Annotated in this window: 18 protein-coding genes; 9 read left to right on the top strand and 9 right to left on the bottom strand. The window is 65.3% G+C overall.

The genetic code is table 11. From position 1 onward, the window contains the following. Positions 1 to 37: 37 nt before the first annotated feature. The 3 genes from J5M67_RS23340 to J5M67_RS23330 all read right to left on the bottom strand — a co-directional run bounded on the left by J5M67_RS23340 (position 38) and on the right by J5M67_RS23330 (position 1,593). On the bottom strand, positions 38 to 340 hold the full coding sequence (locus tag J5M67_RS23340; protein ID WP_207887752.1) for a GIY-YIG nuclease family protein: 303 nt from the start codon (positions 338 to 340) through the stop codon (positions 38 to 40). Next, positions 337 to 1,038 carry a glutathione S-transferase C-terminal domain-containing protein gene (locus J5M67_RS23335; RefSeq protein ID WP_207887750.1) on the bottom strand — a complete coding sequence of 234 codons (702 nt, stop codon included), beginning with the start codon at positions 1,036 to 1,038 and terminating at the stop codon, positions 337 to 339. The genes J5M67_RS23340 and J5M67_RS23335 overlap by 4 nt, the downstream gene beginning before the upstream one ends. A gap of 72 nt (positions 1,039 to 1,110) precedes the next feature. Beyond that, complete coding sequence (locus J5M67_RS23330) at positions 1,111 to 1,593, bottom strand: nuclear transport factor 2 family protein (protein WP_207887748.1); 483 nt, start codon at positions 1,591 to 1,593, stop codon at positions 1,111 to 1,113. Positions 1,594 to 1,705: 112 nt separating this feature from the next. On the opposite strand from J5M67_RS23330, the gene J5M67_RS23325 reads away from it, so the two are divergent. After that, complete coding sequence (locus J5M67_RS23325; RefSeq protein WP_207887746.1) at positions 1,706 to 2,656, top strand: GlxA family transcriptional regulator; 951 nt, start codon at positions 1,706 to 1,708, stop codon at positions 2,654 to 2,656. Between the two features lie 78 nt (positions 2,657 to 2,734). Here J5M67_RS23325 and pcsA read toward each other — a convergent pair whose 3' ends face one another. From pcsA to J5M67_RS23300, 5 genes are all read right to left on the bottom strand, one after another. Further along, positions 2,735 to 3,451: a phosphatidylcholine synthase gene (gene pcsA / locus J5M67_RS23320; protein ID WP_207887745.1), complete on the bottom strand. Its 717-nt coding sequence runs from the start codon at positions 3,449 to 3,451 to the stop codon at positions 2,735 to 2,737. Positions 3,452 to 3,742: 291 nt separating this feature from the next. After that, entirely contained in the window at positions 3,743 to 4,519 is a 777-nt protein-coding gene (locus J5M67_RS23315) for an amino acid ABC transporter ATP-binding protein (protein WP_207887742.1), read from the bottom strand. Between the two features lie 12 nt (positions 4,520 to 4,531). Continuing rightward, positions 4,532 to 5,629: an amino acid ABC transporter permease gene (locus J5M67_RS23310; protein ID WP_207887740.1), complete on the bottom strand. Its 1,098-nt coding sequence runs from the start codon at positions 5,627 to 5,629 to the stop codon at positions 4,532 to 4,534. Positions 5,630 to 5,653: 24 nt separating this feature from the next. Then, entirely contained in the window at positions 5,654 to 6,838 is a 1,185-nt protein-coding gene (locus J5M67_RS23305) for an amino acid ABC transporter permease (protein ID WP_207887738.1), read from the bottom strand. Positions 6,839 to 6,963: 125 nt separating this feature from the next. Then, positions 6,964 to 7,992, bottom strand: coding sequence for an amino acid ABC transporter substrate-binding protein (locus J5M67_RS23300; RefSeq protein ID WP_207887737.1), 1,029 nt, complete (start codon positions 7,990 to 7,992; stop codon positions 6,964 to 6,966). A 517-nt stretch (positions 7,993 to 8,509) separates the two neighbouring features. Here J5M67_RS23300 and J5M67_RS23295 point away from each other — a divergent pair. The 8 genes from J5M67_RS23295 to J5M67_RS23260 all read left to right on the top strand — a co-directional run bounded on the left by J5M67_RS23295 (position 8,510) and on the right by J5M67_RS23260 (position 18,552). Next, complete coding sequence (locus J5M67_RS23295; RefSeq protein WP_207887735.1) at positions 8,510 to 9,163, top strand: alpha/beta hydrolase; 654 nt, start codon at positions 8,510 to 8,512, stop codon at positions 9,161 to 9,163. Between the two features lie 226 nt (positions 9,164 to 9,389). Beyond that, positions 9,390 to 10,328, top strand: a complete 939-nt coding sequence (locus J5M67_RS23290; protein WP_207887733.1) for a GGDEF domain-containing protein — start codon at positions 9,390 to 9,392, stop codon at positions 10,326 to 10,328. A gap of 79 nt (positions 10,329 to 10,407) precedes the next feature. After that, a complete protein-coding gene (locus J5M67_RS23285; protein ID WP_207887731.1) occupies positions 10,408 to 11,565 on the top strand; it encodes a dipeptidase in 1,158 nt (385 codons plus the stop codon). Between the two features lie 131 nt (positions 11,566 to 11,696). Further along, complete coding sequence (gene rhlB / locus J5M67_RS23280) at positions 11,697 to 13,223, top strand: ATP-dependent RNA helicase RhlB (RefSeq protein WP_207887729.1); 1,527 nt, start codon at positions 11,697 to 11,699, stop codon at positions 13,221 to 13,223. Between the two features lie 314 nt (positions 13,224 to 13,537). Then, on the top strand, positions 13,538 to 15,496 hold the full coding sequence (locus J5M67_RS23275) for a methyl-accepting chemotaxis protein (protein ID WP_207887726.1): 1,959 nt from the start codon (positions 13,538 to 13,540) through the stop codon (positions 15,494 to 15,496). A 270-nt stretch (positions 15,497 to 15,766) separates the two neighbouring features. Beyond that, positions 15,767 to 16,714 carry an ornithine cyclodeaminase family protein gene (locus tag J5M67_RS23270; RefSeq protein ID WP_207887724.1) on the top strand — a complete coding sequence of 316 codons (948 nt, stop codon included), beginning with the start codon at positions 15,767 to 15,769 and terminating at the stop codon, positions 16,712 to 16,714. A gap of 13 nt (positions 16,715 to 16,727) precedes the next feature. Then, complete coding sequence (locus tag J5M67_RS23265; protein ID WP_207887722.1) at positions 16,728 to 17,858, top strand: FAD-binding oxidoreductase; 1,131 nt, start codon at positions 16,728 to 16,730, stop codon at positions 17,856 to 17,858. Positions 17,859 to 17,928: 70 nt separating this feature from the next. Next, positions 17,929 to 18,552 (top strand): transcriptional regulator, encoded by a 624-nt coding sequence (locus J5M67_RS23260; RefSeq protein WP_207887720.1) that lies wholly within the window; start codon positions 17,929 to 17,931, stop codon positions 18,550 to 18,552. 785 nt (positions 18,553 to 19,337) lie between these two features. Here the strand turns inward: J5M67_RS23260 and J5M67_RS23255 are convergent. After that, on the bottom strand, positions 19,338 to 20,114 hold the full coding sequence (locus J5M67_RS23255) for an ABC transporter substrate-binding protein (protein ID WP_207887717.1): 777 nt from the start codon (positions 20,112 to 20,114) through the stop codon (positions 19,338 to 19,340). Positions 20,115 to 20,566 lie beyond the last annotated feature (452 nt).

Below are 20,566 nucleotides of genomic sequence, written 5' to 3'. Positions count from 1 at the left end.
ACCGGCAGCTTAACCCGCAGGCCGGCGTCGGCCTACCTCATGCCTCGGATAGGGCGACATCCACGGCAGTGATGGCCGGATTGGCCTGCACCAGACGCTCCTTGGCCAGCTTCGTCAACCCCTTGATCGCCCGTTCGCGGCGCAGGGCATCGCCCTTGCCGGGGCAGGCTTCGACGTAGACCAGCGCCTGCGCCGGGCTGGAATGGAAGAAGCGCGCGCCACGCCCGCTGCGGTGGGTCTCGAAGCGGCGCTGCGGATCATCGCTGATACCGCAGTAGAGCGCGCCGTTCTCGGCGCGCACCAGGTAGACGAACCAGGGTTTGGCCTGCACGGCGGTCACGAAGCCCAGACCCGCGCCTGCATGCGCTCGCAATAGGCCACCAGTCGTTCGTAGCTGCGGGCCATGTCGTTGAGCGGGGTTTCCAGGGTGCTGAGGATCAGGTTGGCCAGCACGCCGTAGGTGGCGGCATCCGCGCTGCACGGCTGGGCGCCGCCGAAGTACGGCAGGTCACCGAGCATGCCGTCCAGGGCTTCGAGGTCGTCACGGGCGAAGCTCAGCAGCTCTTCGCGGCTGTGCCGGGTCAGGCCACGGCCGGCGAGATCGCCACGGATCTTGCGCTGGATGAGCTGCCCCACCAGCGGGCGCAGCGGCGCCGGGATGCTGCGGAACATCACGTCCCTCACCTGGCGGAAGCCCTGCTCGTCGAGCCAGCGGAAGTACACCAGCAGCGGCACCAGGTGTTCGTCGCACATCCGGGTGATCGAGACCGCCCAGCCACGGCCACGGGCATCGAGGCCGGCGTCGAGGTCGAATTCGTAGTACTGCTGCAGGGTACGCATGATGATCGCGGTATCCGCGATGGCCTTGCCGTCCAGGGTGATGAACGGCAGCTTGCCCTTGGGCCCCTTGCGCGGGTCGGTCACATGCTTGATCTGGTATTCCAGCCCGGCCAGGCGCAGGAAAGTTTCCAGCTTCAGGCAGAAAGGACTGATGTTGGGCACATTGAAGGCGGGCGGGAACTGAAACAGAGTGATCATGGCGGCATCCTGTCGGAGTCGCCTGTCATTTAAGCCTATCCGCCCCGCGCGGGCGAGCCCGGCACCTTGACATCAGGCCGTCGCGGACCGTTGTGCGCGGTAGGCCGCAAGTCCCCTGGAGGCCTGGGCGCGGATCGCAGCCTGGACCGGAGGCGCCCAGCCCAGCAGGGCTCCCTTGGCGCCGAGGGCCTGGCGCGACCACTTCCACAGATCGAACGAATCCACGTGCTGACAGATCAATCCATCGCGGAAGTGGAAATGTGCCTGGATGTGATTGATCACTTTCCGACCGGTCTGGGTAAAGGTGTAGGAAGCCACCCAGCGCGCCGAACCCCGCGTATCGTCGGCCTCCACGCCCTCGTAGCTGAGCGAGAAATCCTGGGCGCGGGCGGTGAGCATGCGCCACATGTCGCCGGCCTCGGCGCCACGCAGGTCGGTGAAGACCGGGTCGCTGAAGTTCACGTCGGCGCTGTAGCAGGCCGCCATGGCTTCGCCGTCGCGGCGCTGGAAGGCCTGGTAGAAGCGTTCGATCAACTGGGCATTGGGATGGGCCATGGCGGCGCTCGCGTGGTGGGGTTGAGCGCAGTATCGATGACGTTTCGACTGGACACGATTGGCAATATCGACAAAATTATGATCGATAACGCCAAAGCAGCAGTGAAACGTCATGTTCAGGATAGCCCTGTTCGTCTGCCCGCAAACGCTATGTTCCAGCCTTGGCCTGGCCATGGACGCCTTCCACCTGGCCAACCGTCTCGCCGACCGCCGTCTCTTCGAAGTGCTGCGGATCAGCGCCGACGGAGCGCCGGTCGCCCTCCCCTTCGGGAGCATCGAAGTGGAAGGCGGTCTCGACCTTGCCAGCGGCTGCGACCTGCTGCTGATTCCCGCCACCGGGCCGGACGTGGCCGCCACCTGCAACGCCAATCAGCCGCTGCTCACCTGGCTGCGCGACAGCCCGTCCGGCGTCCAGTTGGGCAGCCTGTGCAGCAGCGCCTTCCTGCTCGCCGATGCCGGTGTGCTGGACGGCCGCCGCGCCACCACCCACTGGGCGCTGGAGACGGCCTTCCGCGAGCGTTATCCACAGGTGAACCTCGACATCGACGCGTTGTGCACCGAAGACGGCGGACGCCTCTGTTCCGGCGGTGCGCAGGCCGGGCTGGACCTGTGCCTGTACCTGATCGAGCGCCACGCCGGCGCGGCACTGGCGCGGCGCGCGGCGGCCACGCTGGTGTTCGAGCATGGCCGTGGCCGGCAGCGGCGCTTCACCCCGCTGCTGCCCGAGCCGCTGCCCGAAGGCTCAGCGCTGGCGCCGTTGCTGGAATGGCTGGAGGACAACTATGCCGAGCCGTTCGACCTTGGCGCGCTGGCACAGCGGGTGCACTGCTCGACACGCACCTTGCTAAGGCGCTTCCGCGAACAGTTGGGGATGACGCCGAACGACTACGTGCAGCGCCTGCGCATCGCCTCGGCGCAGGAGGCGCTGGGTGACCCGGGGCGTTCGCTGGAGCGCATCGCCAGCGATATCGGCTACGCCGACCGCGCCAGCTTCGCAAGGCTGTTCAAGCAGTTGTGCGGGGAGACGCCGGGAGCTTTCCGGCAGAGGCTATTGGGCAGATAACCGCAACTGAAACGGTGCAGGCATCTTTCTGTAGGAGCTAGCTTGCCCGCGAGCAAGCTAGCCCCTACGAAAAGCGCTCTAGTGGAACCACTCCATCGCCGTGCGCCATACGCAGACGCCGACGAAGTAGGCCGAGGCGACGAACCACAAGCCCAGCAGCCAGGGCTGGTCGTGCGGTTGCTGGAGGATCAGCAGCGCGCTGCTGAGCATCCAGATGAAGGTCACAGCGATGTTCAGCGGCATGAACTGACGTACGCGGAACGGGTGCAGGAACTTCATCTTGGTCAGGGTCAGAGCGGCCAGCACCAGCACCGTGACGAAGCTCACCCAGGGATGCAGGGCGAGTACATAGAAGTACACCGCTACCACGTTCCAGGCGGCCGGGAAGCCGACGAAGTAGTTGTCCTTGCTCTTCATGTTGACGTTGCAGAAGCAGAACAGCGAGGACACCAGGATCACGCCCACCGCCAGCAGCTCGGTGTGCACCGGAAGCGGCACGTAGCGGTAGATGAAGATCGCCGGGATGAACACGTAGGTGAGGTAGTCGATCACCAGGTCCAGGGTGGAGCCATCGAAATGCGGCAGCACCGCCTTGACGTCGAACTTGCGCGCCAGCGTGCCGTCCAGGCCATCCACCAGCAGCGCGGCGCCCAGCCACAGCAGGCAAGCCTGGGGCCGGTTGTCGACCAGCGCCAACAGCGCCAGCAGCGCAAGGATGACACCGCTGGAGGTCACCGCATGGGCGCTCCAGGCTTTGGCTTTGCTCAGGTTCACTGGCGATAGGATCAGGTTCACGTCGGCTCTCTTCCTTCGAACGGCGATGCAGGCGAGCTAGTAGAAACGTTAGCCCATCCCTGACAAACCACTGCACATGGGAACACCGATCCGCCGGCCGAGTTCAGCCCGTTGCGCATCAATCCCGCCCTGGTTGCAGTGGAAAGTTCCAGCATACGCTGGCGCGGCACGAGGGTGCCATCGGGAGAGACGAGCGTGACGGGAAATGAGCCCTTGTAAGAGCGAGCTTGCTCGCGAACGGATTTCCCGGCAGCTCGGGTGCCGGCCTGTTCGCGAGCAAGCTCGCTCCTTTCAGTGCAGGATCTGACTGAGGAACAGCTTGGTGCGGTCCGACTTCGGGTTGTCGAAGAACTGGTCCGGCGGCGCCTGTTCGACGATCTCGCCCTTGTCCATGAAGATCACCCGGTTCGCTACGGTGCGGGCAAAACCCATCTCGTGGGTCACGCAGAGCATGGTCATTCCGCTCTGCGCCAGGCCGATCATGGTATCCAGAACTTCCTTCACCATCTCCGGGTCAAGCGCCGAGGTGGGTTCGTCGAAGAGCATGATCTTCGGCTTCATGCACAGCGCCCGGGCAATCGCCACGCGCTGCTGCTGGCCGCCGGAGAGCTGGCCCGGGTACTTGTTTGCCTGCTCCGGGATGCGCACGCGCTCCAGGTAATGCATGGCGACTTCCTCGGCCTGGCGCTTGGGCATCTTGCGCACCCACATGGGCGCCAGGATGCAGTTCTGCAGTACGGTCAAGTGCGGGAACAGGTTGAAGTGCTGGAACACCATGCCGACCTCGCTGCGGATCGCCTCGATCTGCTTGAGGTCGTTGGTCAGCTCAGTGCCGTCGACGACGATGCTGCCTTGCTGGTGCTCCTCCAGGCGGTTGATGCAGCGGATGGTAGTGGACTTGCCCGAGCCGGACGGCCCGCAGAGCACGATGCGCTCGCCCTGCTTCACCTCCAGGTTGATGTCCTTGAGCACATGGAACTGGCCGTACCACTTGTTCACGCCCTTCATGGTGATCATCGTGTGATCGCCGATGGCCGGCTGTGCGGTCTTGTTAGTGGCTTCAGACATGACGATTCACTCCTAACGCTTGTGGCCGGTGTCCAGCTTGCGCTCCAGGTGCTGGGAGTAGCGGGACATGCTGAAACAGAAGATCCAGTAGACCGCCGCGGCGAACACATAGCCTTCGATGGCCATGCCCAGCCAGGCCGGGTCCGCGGTGGCGCGCTTGATGCTGTTGAGGAAGTCGAACAGGCCGATGATGATCACCAGGCTGGTGTCCTTGAACAGCGCGATGAAAGTGTTGACGATGCCGGGGATCACCAGTTTCAGCGCCTGCGGCAGGATCACCAGGCCCATGCTCCGCCAGTAGCCCAGGCCCATGGCGGCGGCGGCCTCGTACTGTCCCTTGGGGATCGCCTGCATGCCGCCACGCACCACTTCAGCGATGTAGGCGGCCTCGAACAGCACCACCATCACCATGGCCCGCAGCAACTTGTCGAGGTTCATGCCCTCGGGCAGGAACAGCGGCAGCATCACCGAGGACATGAACAGCACGGTGATCAGCGGCACGCCGCGCCAGAACTCGATGGTGGTGACGCAGATGACCTTGATCGCCGGCATCTTCGAGCGCCGCCCCAGCGCCAGCAGAGTGCCCAGCGGCATCGCCCCGCAGATGCCGACCGCGGCGATCACCACGGTGAGCATCAGCCCGCCCCAGGAGCTGGTGGACACGGTTTCCAGGCCGAGGAAGCCACCGTGCAGCAGCCAGAAGGCCACCAGCGGCAAGGCCACGAGGAAGCAGGCGCCGTATTTCAGCTTGTAGTGGAAGCGTTTGAGGAACAGCGGCGCCGCCCCGAAGATCACGAAGAGCACGGTGAGGTCCACGCGCCAGCGCAGCTCCTCGGGGTAGAAGCCATACATGAACTGGCCGAAGCGCGAGGCGATGAACACCCAGCAGGCACCCTCGCGGGAGCAGTCGGCGCGGGTTTCGCCGACCCAGTTGGCCTTGATGAATGCCCACTCCAGCACTGGCGGGACGATCAGGTACACCAGGTACAGGCCCAGCAGCGTCAGCAGGGTGTTGAACCAGCCGGAGAACAGGTTGCCGCGCAGCCAGCCAACGACGCCCACGCTCATCGCCGGCGGCGGCAGGTCGGGTTTGAAGGTATGAGTTGCCATCTAAGCCTCTGCTCTCTATCCAGATCAGCGTTCGATCAGCGCGATGCGCTTGTTGTACCAGTTCATCAACAGCGAAATGCTGATGCTGATGGCCAGGTACACGCTCATGGTGATGGTCATGGTCTCGATGGCCTGGCCGGTCTGGTTGAGCACCGTGCCGGCGAACAGCGAGACCATGTCCGGATAGCCGATGGCGGCTGCCAGCGAGGAGTTCTTCGCCAGGTTCAGGTACTGGCTGGTCAGCGGCGGAATGATCACCCGCAGCGCCTGCGGGATGATCACCAGGCGCAGGGTCTGTCCCGGGCGCAGGCCGAGGGAACCGGCGGCCTCGGTCTGGCCGTGGCTGACCGCCTGGATGCCCGCGCGCACCGTCTCGCCGATGAAGGCGGCGGTGTACACCGACAGCGCCAGGATGATCGACACCAGTTCCGGGATCACCACCCAGCCGCCGCGGAAGTTGAAACCCTGCAGCACCGGCACATCCCAGTGGAACGGTGCGCCGGCGAACAGCGAGACCAGCGCCGGCAGCAGGATCAGCAACGACAGGCCGCTGAGGAACACCGGGAAGGTCTTGCCGGTGGCATGGCGGCGGGCCTTGGCCCACTTCCAGATCACCGCCCAGCCGACCAGGGCCAGGATGAACGCGACGATGAACGGCCCCAGGCCGTCGGCAGCAATCGGCGCGGGCACCTGCAGGCCGCGGTTGTTGATGAAGAACAAGCCGCCGAAACTGATGCTCTGCCGTGGATTTGGCAGCGGCCCCAGCACGGCGAAGTACCAGAAGAAGATCTGCAGCAGCGGCGGGATGTTGCGGAAGGTCTCGATGTACAGCGTCGCCAGCTTGCGGATCAGCCAGTTGCGCGACAGTCGCGCCACGCCGAGGATGAAGCCGATGACGGTGGCGAAGAAGATGCCCACCACCGTGACCAGCAGCGTGTTCAGCAGGCCGACCAGGAAAACCCGGCCATAGGTGTCGCTTTCGCTGTAGTCGATCAGGTGCTGGGAGATGCCGAATCCGGCACTGTTCTGCAGGAACCCGAAGCCGGACTGGATGCCCCGGTGCGCCAGGTTGGTCTGGGTGTTATCGAAGAGAAACCAGCCGACCGCCAGGACACAGATGACGGCGATGATCTGGAATGCCCAGCCGCGCACGACGGGATCGTTGAGCGATACCCCCCTCGGGCGCTGGGCCTTGATGGAATTCTGCATGTAAGCCCTCTCGGAATCCTCCGGAGGCGGACACGGGACTACGCCCGCGTCGCCAGCGGAGGCTTCACGTCATCAGAAACAGGGCCGGCACCCGCCATCAGGGCGCCGGGCACACGCGGGAAGGGTCAGCGCACCGGCGGTGCGTACTGCAGACCACCCTTGTTCCACTGGGCGTTGAGGCCACGCTTGATCTTCAGGTCGCTGCTGTCGCCGACGTTGCGGTCGAAGATCTCGCCGTAGTTACCCACTTGCTTGACGATCTGCACCACCCAGTCCTTGGACAGTTTCAGATCCTTGCCGTAGTCGCCTTCGGCGCCGAGCAGGCGGGCGACGTCCGGGTTCTTGGTGCTCTTCGCCATCTCCTCGACGTTCTTCGAGTTCACGCCCAGTTCTTCGGCATTGAGCATGGCGAAGAGCGTCCAGCGCGCGATATGGAACCACTCCTCGTCACCCTGGCGTACCGCCGGGGCCAGCGGCTCCTTGGAGATGACTTCCGGCAGCACCACGTAGTCGTCGGGCTTGGCCAGCTTGATGCGCTGGGCGTAGAGCTGCGACTGGTCGGAGGTCAGCACGTCGCAACGGCCCGATTCCAGCGACTTGGCGCTCTCGTCGGAGGTGTCGTAGGTGATGGGGGTGTACTTGAGGTTGTTGGAACGGAAGTAGTCGGACAGGTTCAGCTCGGTGGTGGTGCCAGCCTGAATGCACACGGTGGCGCCATCGAGCTCCTTGGCGCTGGAGACGCCAAGCTTCTTGTTCACCAGGAAGCCCTGGCCGTCGTAGTAGGTCACGCCGACGAAGCTCAGGCCCATGGCACTATCGCGCGAACTGGTCCAGGTGGAGTTGCGCGAGAGGATGTCGATCTCGCCGGACTGCAGCGCGGTGAAGCGCTCCTTGGCAGTCAGCGGGCTGAACTTGACCTTGCTGGCGTCGCCGAACACGGCGGCGGCCACGGCACGGCAGACATCGACATCGATGCCCTTGTACTGCCCTTTGGCGTCGGCGTAGGAGAAGCCCGGAAGACCGTCACTGATACCGCACTGCACGTAGCCTTTCTTCTTCACTGCATCCAGGGTGGCACCCGCGTGAGCGAGGCCGCTGATACCGAACACGGCGGCGGTAGTCAGCACAGCCAGGGTGGATTTCACCATCTTCATCGATCTTCTCCGTTGCTTTTTTAGTGTTCTGGAGTCCCGGTTTTCCACCGCCGTACCCTCGTGAGGCACAAGCAGAACCACTGACGGGATGGAAACCTAAGGGTGAGTCTAGTCGGCTCTCGGAATCCGCACCGAGGCGTTGCAGACGTCCCCCGAGCCCGCAGGTGATGCAGGCTGGAACGGGTGTAGGCAGATCATGTGCGTGAAGGCGAAGGCCCGTCGCGCCAACCGTTGACCGCGGCCGGACGTCGACGGGCCCTGAAGCGGCCCAAGGCCCTTGCCACCCCGCTTGCGGTACAGCTTTCCGGATGGGGTCGGTAAAGTGTTACCGCAAGCGGGGTGGCACAGCCTGGAGCCTGAGATAGCAAGGCCCGTACCAGCTCTGCGAAAGTTCCTACAATCCCGCAGCGTCAAGTCCTGCAAGTTATGGCAATGCGACATCTTCTTGCAGCGCGCTTTCGACCGTATTCGCACGCGATGCGCCTTCCTAGAGCGCACGCCCCACTCTGGAGCCTCCATGACCCAGCCCCTGATCCTCGAACCCTCCCGTCCGGCCGACGCTTGCGTCATTTGGTTGCACGGCCTGGGGGCCGACCGTTACGACTTCGAGCCGGTAGCACAGCTGCTGCAGCGCAGCTTCACCGGCACCCGCTTCATCCTCCCGCAGGCGCCGACCCGTCCGGTAACCGTGTTCAACGGCATGCCCGCGCCGAGCTGGTACGACATCCTCGCCATGGCGCCGGCCCGCGCCATCGACGAAGCGCAGCTGGAGGCCTCGGCCGACGGCGTGATCGCGCTGATCCAGGGACAGATCGACCAGGGTATCCCGGCCAGCCGCATCATCCTTGCCGGTTTCTCCCAGGGCGGCGCCGTGGTGCTGCACACCGGCTACCTGCGCTGGAACGGCGAACTGGGCGGCGTGATGGCCCTGTCCACCTACGGCCCGACCTTCGGGGAAGGCGCCAGCCTGTCCGCTGCCCAACGGCAGCTACCAGCGCTCTGCCTGCACGGCACGCTGGACGACGTGGTGACGCCGGATATGGGCCGCGCCGCGTACGACTTCCTGATCGCCAACGGAGCCCCGGCGCTGTGGCGCACCTACCCGATGAGTCATGAAGTGAGCAACGAGGAACTCGGCGACATCGCCGCGTGGCTGCGAGAGCGCCTCTGATCCCCGCGGGAATGGGCCGGCGAGCCCTGCCGGCCCAGCCAGGCGAGCGGCCTGAGCCGCTGGAGAGCCGATGAATCACCGGGCCGACCGCCGGTCGGCCCGGCATGACGCCAGATTGCCAGTATCCAAATCTGATTAATACTGATGGCTCAATGTGCGTATTGGACTACTAGGGAGAGTCGGTCGTGCACATCATCAGTCCCTTCCCTGCCTCCACCGTCGCGCCATGAAGCCCGCGCAATGGAAGGAGGACATCCAGCAACTGCAGCACCTACGCCTGTTCCAGAACGTGGCCGCGGCCAGCCTGCAACAGCTGCTGAAGGACTTCCGCGCCTGCGAGCTGGAAACCGGTGAAATCCTCCTCTCGCCGTTCAATCGCAACCACTTCCTTTATATGGTCCTGCACGGCCAACTGAAGGTGTACCTGGGCTCGCTCGACAACCAGCCGGTCACCACTCTCAAGCCTGGCGACTGCGCTGGCGAAATCAGCTTCATCGACAACGACCACCCCTCCGCCTACGTGGTAGCCGGTGAATCGACCACCGTGCTGCGCCTGCATCGCGAAGCGCTGATCAGCCTCTTCCAGCACTCCCCGCAAGTCATGCAGAACCTGCTCGGCGTGCTCTGCGAAAAGGTGCGCCAGGGCAACCGGATCATTCTCGACACCGAGCAGAACGCCAACATCGACACCCTCACCGGACTGTTCAACCGGCGCTGGCTGGAACACATCTACGAGCGGGAAAGCACCCGCTGCGCCTTCAACGAGCACCCGCTGTGCCTGCTCATGCTGGATGTCGACCACTTCAAGGACTACAACGACGAGCACGGCCACCTGGCCGGCGACTACGCCCTCTGCCTGGTCGCCCACACCCTGCGCAGCCAGTTGCGCCCAAAGGACAGCATGGCGCGCTACGGCGGCGAGGAGTTCGTCATCCTGCTCCCGGAGATCGGCGTGGATGAGGCCCGGCGCATCGGCAACCGGCTGCGCCAGAGCCTGGAACAGGTGAAGACCTTCTATTCGCCGATGGGCGTGCTGCCCGGCGTCACCGTATCCCTGGGCCTGGCCCAGATGGACTACCAGGAAAACCTGCCAAACCTGATCCTGCGGGCCGACAGCGCGCTCTACCAGGCCAAGCAGGAAGGCCGCAACCGCCTGGTGGGATGAGCCGCCACCGAATTCCCGCACCTGCCGTTGCCCCTTTGATACAGTCCGCGCACAAGAACAAGACAGCCGGGATGCTGAAATGCGCAAGACCTTGATCGCTTTGCTCGTACTGGTGGCCGTTGGCCTGGGAATCTTCTTCAACCTGCCGGGGTATTTCGACCGCAAGATGAACACGGTGGCCGCCCCGCCGCCCTACCCCGCCTCCGATGCCGCCACCGCCCTGCACAAGACCCTGTTCGTCGCCGACCTGCACGATGACGCCCTGCTCTGGGACCGCAACCTGCTGGAGCGCCACGACTACGGCCACAGCGACCTGCCGCGTCTGCTGCAAGGCCACGTCGGCCTGCAGGTATTCTCCACCGTCACCAAGACCCCGCGTGGCCTGAACTACGAGCGCAATGGCGCCGACAGCGACAACATCACCCCGCTGATCATCGCCCAGCGCTGGCCGCGCGCGACCTGGACCAGCCTGCTCGAACGTGCCCTCTACCAGGGCCGGATGCTCGAAGAAGCTGTCGCCGCCAGCCAGGGCAAGCTGACGCTGGTGCGCAGCCGAGCCGACTTTGCCCGCTACCTCGACGCCTGGGACAAGCAGCCGAACCAGGTCGCCGCCGTACTCGCCACCGAAGGCCTGCACCCGCTGGAGGGCCGGCTCGAGAACATCGACCGCATGTACGACGCGGGTTTCCGCATCATGGGTCTGACCCACTTCTTCGACAACGAAGTCGGCGGCTCCGCCCACGGTCTGAAGAAAGGCGGCCTGACGCCCTTCGGCCGCGAGGTGATCGCCCGCCTGGAAGAGAAGAAGATGCTGGTGGACCTGGCGCACGCCTCCCGCGCGCTGATCGACGACGTGCTGGCCATCGCCACCCGCCCGGTGCTGGTGTCGCACACCGGCGTCGAGGGTACCTGTCCGGGCATCCGCAACCTGACCGACGCCCATCTGCAACGCATCGCCGCCACCGGCGGGGTGATCGGCATCGGCTACTGGGACGGCGCGGTGTGCGATACCTCGGTCAAGGCCATCGTCAAGGCCATCCGCTACGCCGCCGACAAGGTCGGTGTGCAGCACATCGCCCTGGGCTCGGACTTCGACGGCGCCGTGCACACGCCCTTCGACACCAGCGGCCTGGCGCAGCTGACCCAGGGCCTTGCCGAAGCCGGCTTCAGCCAGCCGGACATTGCCGCCATCATGGGCGGCAACGTGCGCCGCCTGCTGCTGGAAACGCTGCCGTAAGGCCTATCGCCGTCACCGCAACACGGCATTTACCCGTCCCGTCAAGCCCGGGAAATCCTGTGGCACTTCGCCCTGCGGGCATCTTGCATTACACTGGCGGCCGTTCATTCCTTAACCAGTACGAGACCACCGTGCTCAAAGCACTCAAGAAAATCTTCAGCAAAGGCGAGGGCGAGCAGCCCGTCGCCACGCCGGCAGCCCCCGCCCCCGCTGCCTCCGAGCCCGCCCAGAGCGGCGAGAAGCGTCCGCGCAAACCGCGCAATCCGCGCCCCGAAGGCGAGGCCGCCGAGAAGCAGGCCCGCGCTCCCAAGGGCGACAAGCCCCGCGCCGAGCGATCCGAGAAAGCCGAGCGCGGCGAGAAGACCGAGCGCGCCGACAAGCCGCGCGAGCCCAAGGCCGACAAGCCGCGCCGCGAGCGCAAGCCGCGTCCGCCGGTGGTGGACAACTGGAAGCTGGAAGACTTCGTGGTCGAGCCGGCCGAAGGCAAGACCCGTTTCCACGACTTCAACCTCGACCCGCGTCTGATGCATGCCATCCATGACCTGGGCTTCCCGTACTGCACGCCGATCCAGGCGCAGGTACTGGGCTTCACCCTGCGCGGCCAGGACGCCATTGGCCGCGCCCAGACCGGCACCGGCAAGACCGCCGCGTTCCTCATCTCGATCATCACCCAGCTGCTGCAGACCCCGCCGCCGAAAGAGCGCTACATGGGCGAGCCGCGCGCGCTGATCATCGCGCCGACCCGCGAGCTGGTGGTGCAGATCGCCAACGACGCCATCGGCCTGGCCAAGTACACCGGCCTGAACGTCATGAGCTTCGTCGGCGGCATGGACTTCGACAAGCAGCTGCGCACCCTGGAATCGCGCTTCTGCGACATCCTGGTCGCCACCCCGGGCCGCCTGCTGGACTTCAACCAGCGCGGCGAAGTGCACCTGGACATGGTCGAGGTGATGGTGCTGGACGAAGCCGACCGCATGCTCGACATGGGCTTCATCCCGCAGGTCCGCCAGATCATCCGCCAGACCCCGTACAAGGGCGAGCGCCAGACCCTGCTGTTCTCCGCCACCTTCACCGACGACGTGATGAACCTGGCCAAGCAGTGGACCGTGGACCCGGCCATCGTCGAGATCGAACCGGAAAACGTCGCCAGCGACACCGTCGAGCAGCACGTCTACGCGGTTGCCGGCAGCGACAAGTACAAGCTGCTGTACAACCTGATCGCGCAGAACGACTGGACCCGCGTGATGGTCTTCGCCAACCGCAAGGACGAGGTGCGCCGCATCGAGGAACGCCTGACCAAGGATGGCATCAGCGCCGCCCAGATGTCCGGCGACGTGCCGCAGCACAAGCGCATCAAGGTTCTGGAAGGTTTCCGTGAAGGCAAGATCCGCGTGCTGGTCGCCACCGATGTCGCCGGTCGCGGCATTCACGTCGACGGCATCAGCCACGTGATCAACTTCACCCTGCCGGAAGATCCGGACGACTACGTGCACCGCATCGGCCGTACCGGCCGCGCCGGCACCACCGGCACCTCCATCAGCTTCGCCGGCGAGGACGATGCCTTCGCCCTGCCGCCGATCGAGGAACTGCTGGGCCGCAAGATCAACTGCGAGATGCCGCCGACCGAGCTGCTCAAGCCGGTACCGCGCAAGCACTGATCCGCTGCTGCACCAGCTTTCTGCTCCAAAACAAGGCGAAGCCATCCGGCTTCGCCTTTTTTGTTTCCACAGGCGTTACGTCCGGTGACGACCTCCCCTCCCTCCCCCACCAGGGAGCCGCCTGATTTTCCTGCCGGACCCGCCGGGAAGACCCGACGCCGTTCCCATGCAAACAATGGCAACACGCCATCTGCCTGCCTGAGCGCCCGTCACGCGACTTCTTCGATCAATTTTATTTACAGTCGTAAAATAATTCGCACGCTTCTTGCACGGCAGGCGGGAACCATTCCAAGAACCCTCGCCGGAATCCTCCCATGCCCCTGCGCGCCAAACTTGCCCTGAGTTTCCTGTCGATCGGCCTGATTCCCGTACTGGTGATGGCCGTCGTGGTCTATCTGCAGGCCAGCCGAGCCCTCGAAGAACAGAGCCTGAATGCCCTGGAAGCCGTCGCCAGCATCAAGCAGCGGCAACTGATGGACGCGTGGAAGGCGCGGCACGACCAGCTCAGCAGCCTCGCCAACAGCCTCGGCAGCAACTACGCGGGCCTGGACAGCGATGCCCTGGTAACCACCGCCAATTACGACCGCCCGGTGTTCGAGAACTTCATCAAGACCTTCGGCTACCGCGAGCTGCGCCTGGTGACCGGCGACGGCACCGTGGTCTTCAGCCTCGGGCGCGGCGCCGACTACCAGCAGAACATCGGCACGCCGACCTGGCGCGATACCCCGTTCGGGCGTTTCATCCGCTCGGCACTGGACAGCGGCAAGGCCAGCATCAGCGATCTGGAGCCGGCGCTGGACAACCAGCAGCCGGTGCAATGGCTGGCCGCGCCAATCAAGGACAACGACCAGCTGAAATTGCTGCTGGTGCTGGAGCTGCCGCTCTCGGCGATCAACGAAGTGATGCAGAACCGCCAGGGCCTGGGCGACGCCGGGGAGACCTATCTGGTGGGCAATGACGGCGGCCTGCGCTCGGACTCGGTGCGCTTCACCGATCATCACGTGCGCCGCGCCAAGGAAAGCCCCTCCGCCCTGCCCGGTCAGGCCATCGAGAAAGCCCTGGCCGGCGAACAGGGCCGCCTCGCCGAAGCCGGCCTGAACAACCAGCCGGCGCTGAAATCCTTCGTCCCGCTGAACCTGGACGGCCAGCACTGGGCACTGGTGGCGGAAATGGACCAGGACCAGGCCTTCGCTCCGGTGCGCAAGCTGATGTGGCAGATCCTCGTGCTCGGCCTGCTGACCCTGCTGGGTGTGGCCGTCGGGACCTGGCTGGTCAGCCGCAGCGTGATGCGACCGCTGGGCGGCGAGCCGGCGAACATGGCGGCGCTGGCCCAGCGACTGGCCGGTGGCGAACTGCGCCTGGGCGACGATGCCGACGCCAGTAGCGGACTGATGCAGGCCCTGCGCGAAATGACCGCGGCCTGGCGCCAGGTGGTCGAGCGTCTGCGCCAGGCCAGCGAGGCCGTGGGCGATGCCAGCGGCGACATCCTGGACGCCGCCGGGCGCACCAGCAGCCACCTCGACCAGCAGCAGGAAGCCCTGGAGATGGTGGTCAGCGCCGTCGACCAGATGGCCGCCACCGTGCAGGAAATCGCCAGCAGCGCCAGCCGCAGCGCCGATGGCAGCGCCGCCGCGCGTGAGGCCTTCACGGCGATGCAGGACACACTGCAGCACATGATCGGCCGCCAGGACCAGCTGCTCAGCGGGCTGCGCCAGGCCGACGGCGTGGTGCAGACCCTGGCCGGCGAAAGCCAGCAGATCGGTTCGGTGCTGGACGTCATCCGTTCCATCGCCGAGCAGACCAACCTGCTCGCCCTCAACGCCGCCATCGAAGCCGCCCGCGCCGGCGAAGCGGGCCGTGGCTTCGCCGTGGTGGCCGACGAAGTGCGCAACCTCGCCCAGCGCACCCGCAGCGCCACGGACGAAATCGTCGCCATCGTCGGCAGCCTCGGCGACTCTTCGGTCCAGGCCCAGGCAAGCATGAGCGGCGCCAGCGAGCAGGCCCATACCCTTGAGCAGGACACCCAGGCGGTGCTGCAGACCCTCGGTGCACTCGACGAGTCCCTGCAAGGCGTACACGCCATGGCCTTCCAGATCGCCGCCGCCGCCGAACAGCAAGCCGCCACGACCCAGGAAGTGAACCAGCACATGCACCGCCTGAGCGACATGACCGTGGAAAACCGCAAGACCGCCGCCCACACCCGCGATTGCGGCGAGCACCTGCGTCGCGTGGCCGGAAGCCAGGAAGAGCTGGTGGCGCAGTTCAAGCTGTAACTCGCGTGCTTCCTGTAGGAGCGGGCCATGCCCGCGATCACGCCCATGGGGCGCTCCTACAGGCCAGCTCCGCGCTTCGGCTTCCGTAGGAGCGGAGCTTCTCCGCGATCCGCGCCGGCAGGCCGGCATCCCTGTCCATGCACCGCTATCGCGGTGATCGCGGACAAGGTCCGCTCCTACGCAAGCAGTTGCCCATCTGTCCACCTGCCCTTGCTGATCAAGACAATAGAGTCCAGAATGGAAAAATTAATCCACATCTGGAGTTCTGCCATGTCCGCTGCCACGCCTCTCACCCTCAACCAGGCCGACGCCGAGCGCCTGCTCGAACAGGTCGACGTGCTCCAGGCCATGCGCGACATGTTCGTCGAGCTGGCCGGTGGCAACGCCGTTCAGCCGGCGCAGCAACTGGTGGAATTCCCCAACGGCGGCGGCGACTTCATCAACTACCTGGGCGTGCTGGCCTCGCAGAAGGTCTACGGCGTGAAGACTTCGCCCTACATCGTGCGCCAGCCCAAGTCGCTGGTCACCGCGTGGAGCCTGTTGATGTCCATGGAGACCGGCCAGCCGCTGCTGCTGTGCGACGCCGGCAGCCTGACCACCGCGCGCACCGCCGCCACCACCGCCCTGGCGGTGCAGGAGCTGGCCCGCCCGGACGCCAGGCGCCTGGTCATCGTCGGCAGCGGCCCGGTGGCCCGCGCGCACCTGCGTTACGTCGCCGGCCTGCGCGACTGGCAGAGCATCCGCATCTACTCGCCGAACCTGAGCGCCGGCGTGCTGGCCCAGTTCGGCGCCATTGACGCCCGCGCCGAACCGGCCGCCAGCATCGAAGCTGCCGTGGCCGATGCCGACGTGGTGCTGCTGTGCACCTCCTCCGGCACCCCAGTGCTCGACCCGGCCATTCTCAGCAAACCGGCGCTGATCACCTCCATCAGCACCAACGTCGCCCGCGCCCACGAAGTACCGCCGCAGTCGCTGGCACAGATGGACGTGTACTGCGATTACCGCGCCACCACCCCGGCCTCTGCCGGCGAGATGCGCCTGGCCCGCGACGAACATGGCTGGGACGGCAAAATCGTTGGCGACCTGCCGGAACTGGTCAGCGGCCAGGCGGCCAAGCCGGAGTACCAGCGCCACGCCTTCTTCCGCTCCATCGGCCTGGGCCTGGAAGACGTTGCCCTGTCCAATGCGCTCTACCATCTCCAGACCAAGAACGCCTGAGCCGGAGACGAACATGATCGAAGTCGACTTCCTCATCATCGGCGGCGGTATTGCCGGCGCCTCCACCGGCTACTTCCTCTCCCGCCACGGCAAGGTCGCCGTGCTGGAGCGCGAGTCCCACGCCGGCTACCACTCCACCGGCCGCTCGGCAGCGCTCTACACCGTCGCCTACGGCACGCCGCAGGTACGCGCCCTGACCGCCGCCAGCCGCGCCTTCTTCGACAACCCGCCCGAAGGCTTCGTCGAGCACCCGATCCTCACCCCGCGCGGCGAGATGACCGTGGACTTCGAAGGCAACCCGGAAGAGCTCCAGCGCCAGTACGAAAGCGCCCGCGCCAGCGTGCCGGAAATGCGCCTGCTGTCTGCCGACGAAGCCTGCGCCATCGTCCCGGTCCTGCGTCGCGAGAAGGTCCACGGCGCGATGATCGACCCCAGCGCCGCCGACATCGACACCGACGGTCTGCTGCAAGGCTACCTGCGCGGCATCCGTCGCAACGGCGGCAGCGTGCAGCTGGACAGCGAAGTCCTGGAAATCCGCCGTATCGACGGCAGCTGGGAAGTGCGCTGCGCACAGCAGAGCTACCGCGCGCCGGTACTGGTCAACGCGGCCGGCGGCTGGTGCGACAAGGTCGCCGAACTGGCCGGCGTCGCCCCGCTGGGCCTCACGCCCAAGCGTCGCGCGGCCTTCCTGTTCAGCCCGCCGGAGGGGGTCGACAGCCATGCCTGGCCGGTGCTGGTGAGCCTGGACGAATCCTTCTACTTCAAACCAGACGCCGGCATGCTGCTCGGCTCGCCGGCCAATGCCGACCCGGTGGAGCCCCACGATGTGCAGCCCGAAGAGCTGGACATCGCCCTGGGCATCTACCAGATCGAGGAGCACACCACCCTCAGCATTCGCCGCCCCAGCCACACCTGGGCGGGCCTGCGCTCGTTCTTCGCCGACGGCGACCTGGTGTCCGGCTACGATCCGGCCACGCCGGGGTTCTACTGGGTGGCCGGCCAGGGCGGCTACGGCATCCAGACCTCGGCGGCGATGGGCGAGGCCAGCGCCACGTTGATCCGCGGCGAGGCGCTGCCCGAGCATCTGGCCCGCCACGGCCTGACGGCCGGGATGCTGTCGCCGGCGCGCCTGCTGCCGAACTGACCGTGACAGCCCGCGGGCGCTTGCGGCACACTCGCCAGCGCCCGCCCCATCGCCTTCGAGAGCCTTGCCCATGACCGCCGCCGACCCACTGGACAACTACAAGGCCATCGCCGACGCCATCGCCACCCTGTTCTTCCCCCATGCCGAGGTGGTCATCCACGACCTGCGCAACCAGCGCGTGGCCTATCTGGCCAACAACATCTCCAAGCGCGAGATCGGCGACGACTCGGCGCTGGAGGACATGCTCGAAGGCAGCGGCGACGAGCGCAACATCGGCCCCTACGAGAAGCTCAACTGGGACGGGCAGAAGATTCGTTCGGTCAGCACCGTGCTGCGCGACGGCAAGGGCGAGCCGCTGGCGGTGCTGTGCATCAACCTCAACATCACCCTGTTCGAGACCGCCAAGGCGGCGCTGGACCTGTTCCTCTCCTCGAACAAGCTGATTCCCCAGCCGGACGCGCTGTTCCGCGACGACTGGCAGGAGCGGATCAACACCTTCCTTCACGCCTGGCTGCGCCAGCGCCAGCTGAGCCTCAATACCCTGAGCCGTGACCACAAGCGCGAACTGGTCCTGGCGCTGCACGCCGAGGGCGCATTCAAGGGCAAGAGCGCGGCGAACTATGTGGCCAACGTGCTGAACATGGGGCGGGCGACGGTTTACAAGCATCTGAAGGAGTTGAAGGAAGAGGCCTGAGGCTTTCCTTCCTCGCTTGCCGCCACCTGTAGGAGCGAGCTTGCTCGCGAACCGCACTCTGCCGCACTCACGGGCGAATGCTCGCAATCCCCTTGCGACCTGCACGCCAGGATCGATGGGTATCGCTGCGCTCCACGCCATCCTACGGCGAGGTTCTCCTGTTGCCGCCGTGCAGGTGGGTGGGTTCGCGGACAAGGTCCGCTCCTACGGGGGCGCCGAGTTGGGTGGGTTCGCGAGCAAGCTCGCTCCTACGAAATGCCAATATCCCGTTCCGGTTCTGGCTCTGGCTTTGGCTTTGGCTTTGGCTTTGGCTCTGGCTCTGGCTCTGGCTCTGGCTCCTAGAGACTTCCAGAGAAATCTCCGCACGCGCCGAATGCCCCGTTCAGGAGGCCTCGTTGAAGCGGAGTTTCAGGGGTTGAGCGACATGGATGTCGCGAGAGCGGCGATGGGCCAGGGATGGCCCTTCGACGCGTGCCCCTGAAACTTCGCTTCAACGAGGGTATTTTTCGCCCCAAGCGAAAAACCGGATGATTGGGGCAAGACCTTTGCCCACTTTGGGGCGTTTGCCAAAGTGGGTCGCCCGAGGGGGCGAAACAGGAAGTCCATGCGTACGCCAAAGCGGCGCAGAAATACCCAAGCCGAAGCAGTAAAAGCCAGCACCATAAGAGCCGAGACAAGCGTCGGCCCTGCCGACGGATCGCGAGCATGGCTCGCTCCTACAGGGAGACGCCGGCGCAACGAAAAAGGCCGCCCGAAGGCGGCCTTTTCCATGGCTCGGCGGAAGATCAATCGCCGTAGATATCGCTCTTGAAGTACTTGCCTTCGATTTCTTTGTACTTGCCATTGGCCCGCAGCGCATCGATAGCGGCATTGAGCTGGCCGACCAGCTCGGTATTACCCTTGCGCACCGCGATACCAGCGCCCTCGCCGAAGTATTTCGGGTCCTTGAACTCCGGCCCGACGAAGGCGAAGCCCTTGCCGCGCTCGGTATCCAGGAAGCCAATCTGCAGCGGGATGGAGTCGGCGAAGGTACCGTCCAGACGGCCCGCGACCAGGTCCAGGTAGATCTCGTCCTGGCTGGTGTAGCGCACCACGTTGGCGCCGGCCTTGCCCAGCACTTCGGTGGCGAAGCGGTCGGCGGTGGAGCCGCGCTGCACGCCAACGTTCTTGCCCTTGAGCTGGCTGAACTGGTCATCCAGTTGGGCGCCTTCCTTCATCACCAGGCGGCCCGGGGTGAAGTAGTACTTGTGGGTGAAGTCCACCGAGCGCTTGCGCTCGTCGGTGATGGTGATGGAGGACAGCGCGGCGTCGATCTTGCGTACCTTCAGCGAGGGGATCAGGCCGTCGTACTCCTGCTCGATCCACTGGCATTTGCGCTTCATCTGCTCGCACAGGGCGTTGCCGATGTCGTAGTCGAAACCGGCGATGCCGCCCTCGGGCGTCTTGTAGGCGAAGGGTGGATACGCCGCCTCGATACCAATGCGCAGCGGCTTGTCGTCAGCATGGGAGAAGGTGGCGAAGGTGGCCAGCAACAGGCCGCCCAGCAGGGCTTTACGATTCATCGATGAACTCCGTGGCGTAGTCTGGGAACCCGGCAGCCTTGCGGCCGGTACTTCGTTGGCAGTGCACAGGAAGAGCATGGCTCGTCCGGGGGCGCGGCGCGGAACACCGCGGCAGCATTGCCTTGCTCTCACCCAGGCGACCGTCTTGTTATTGTTCGTCCATGCGTGTCAGCACGCATAAACTTAAAATCCAATCTGGACTAAAAAGTACAGAACGTCAATCGTCCTGCGACCGTCCGGCACACTCTCCTTTGCTGCCCCGCCGCTACTCCTTCGGAGGAATGTCCGCCGTGGAGCGCCGGCCTTAGGCTGGAGGTGTTCCAGCCAATCCGAGGAGGAATAGAACAGCTCATTCGCATGATTTTCCGTAGCTTCCACGGTTCAACTTGGCAGATTGCCCAAGGCCCCGCGATACGCTCATGTCGTCGGGGCCTTTTTCTTTGACTGGCAAG

The organism is Pseudomonas sp. 30_B, assembly GCF_017491605.1.
Classification (GTDB): Bacteria; Pseudomonadota; Gammaproteobacteria; order Pseudomonadales; family Pseudomonadaceae; genus Pseudomonas.
This window is presented reverse-complemented; position numbering and strand designations above follow the sequence as displayed.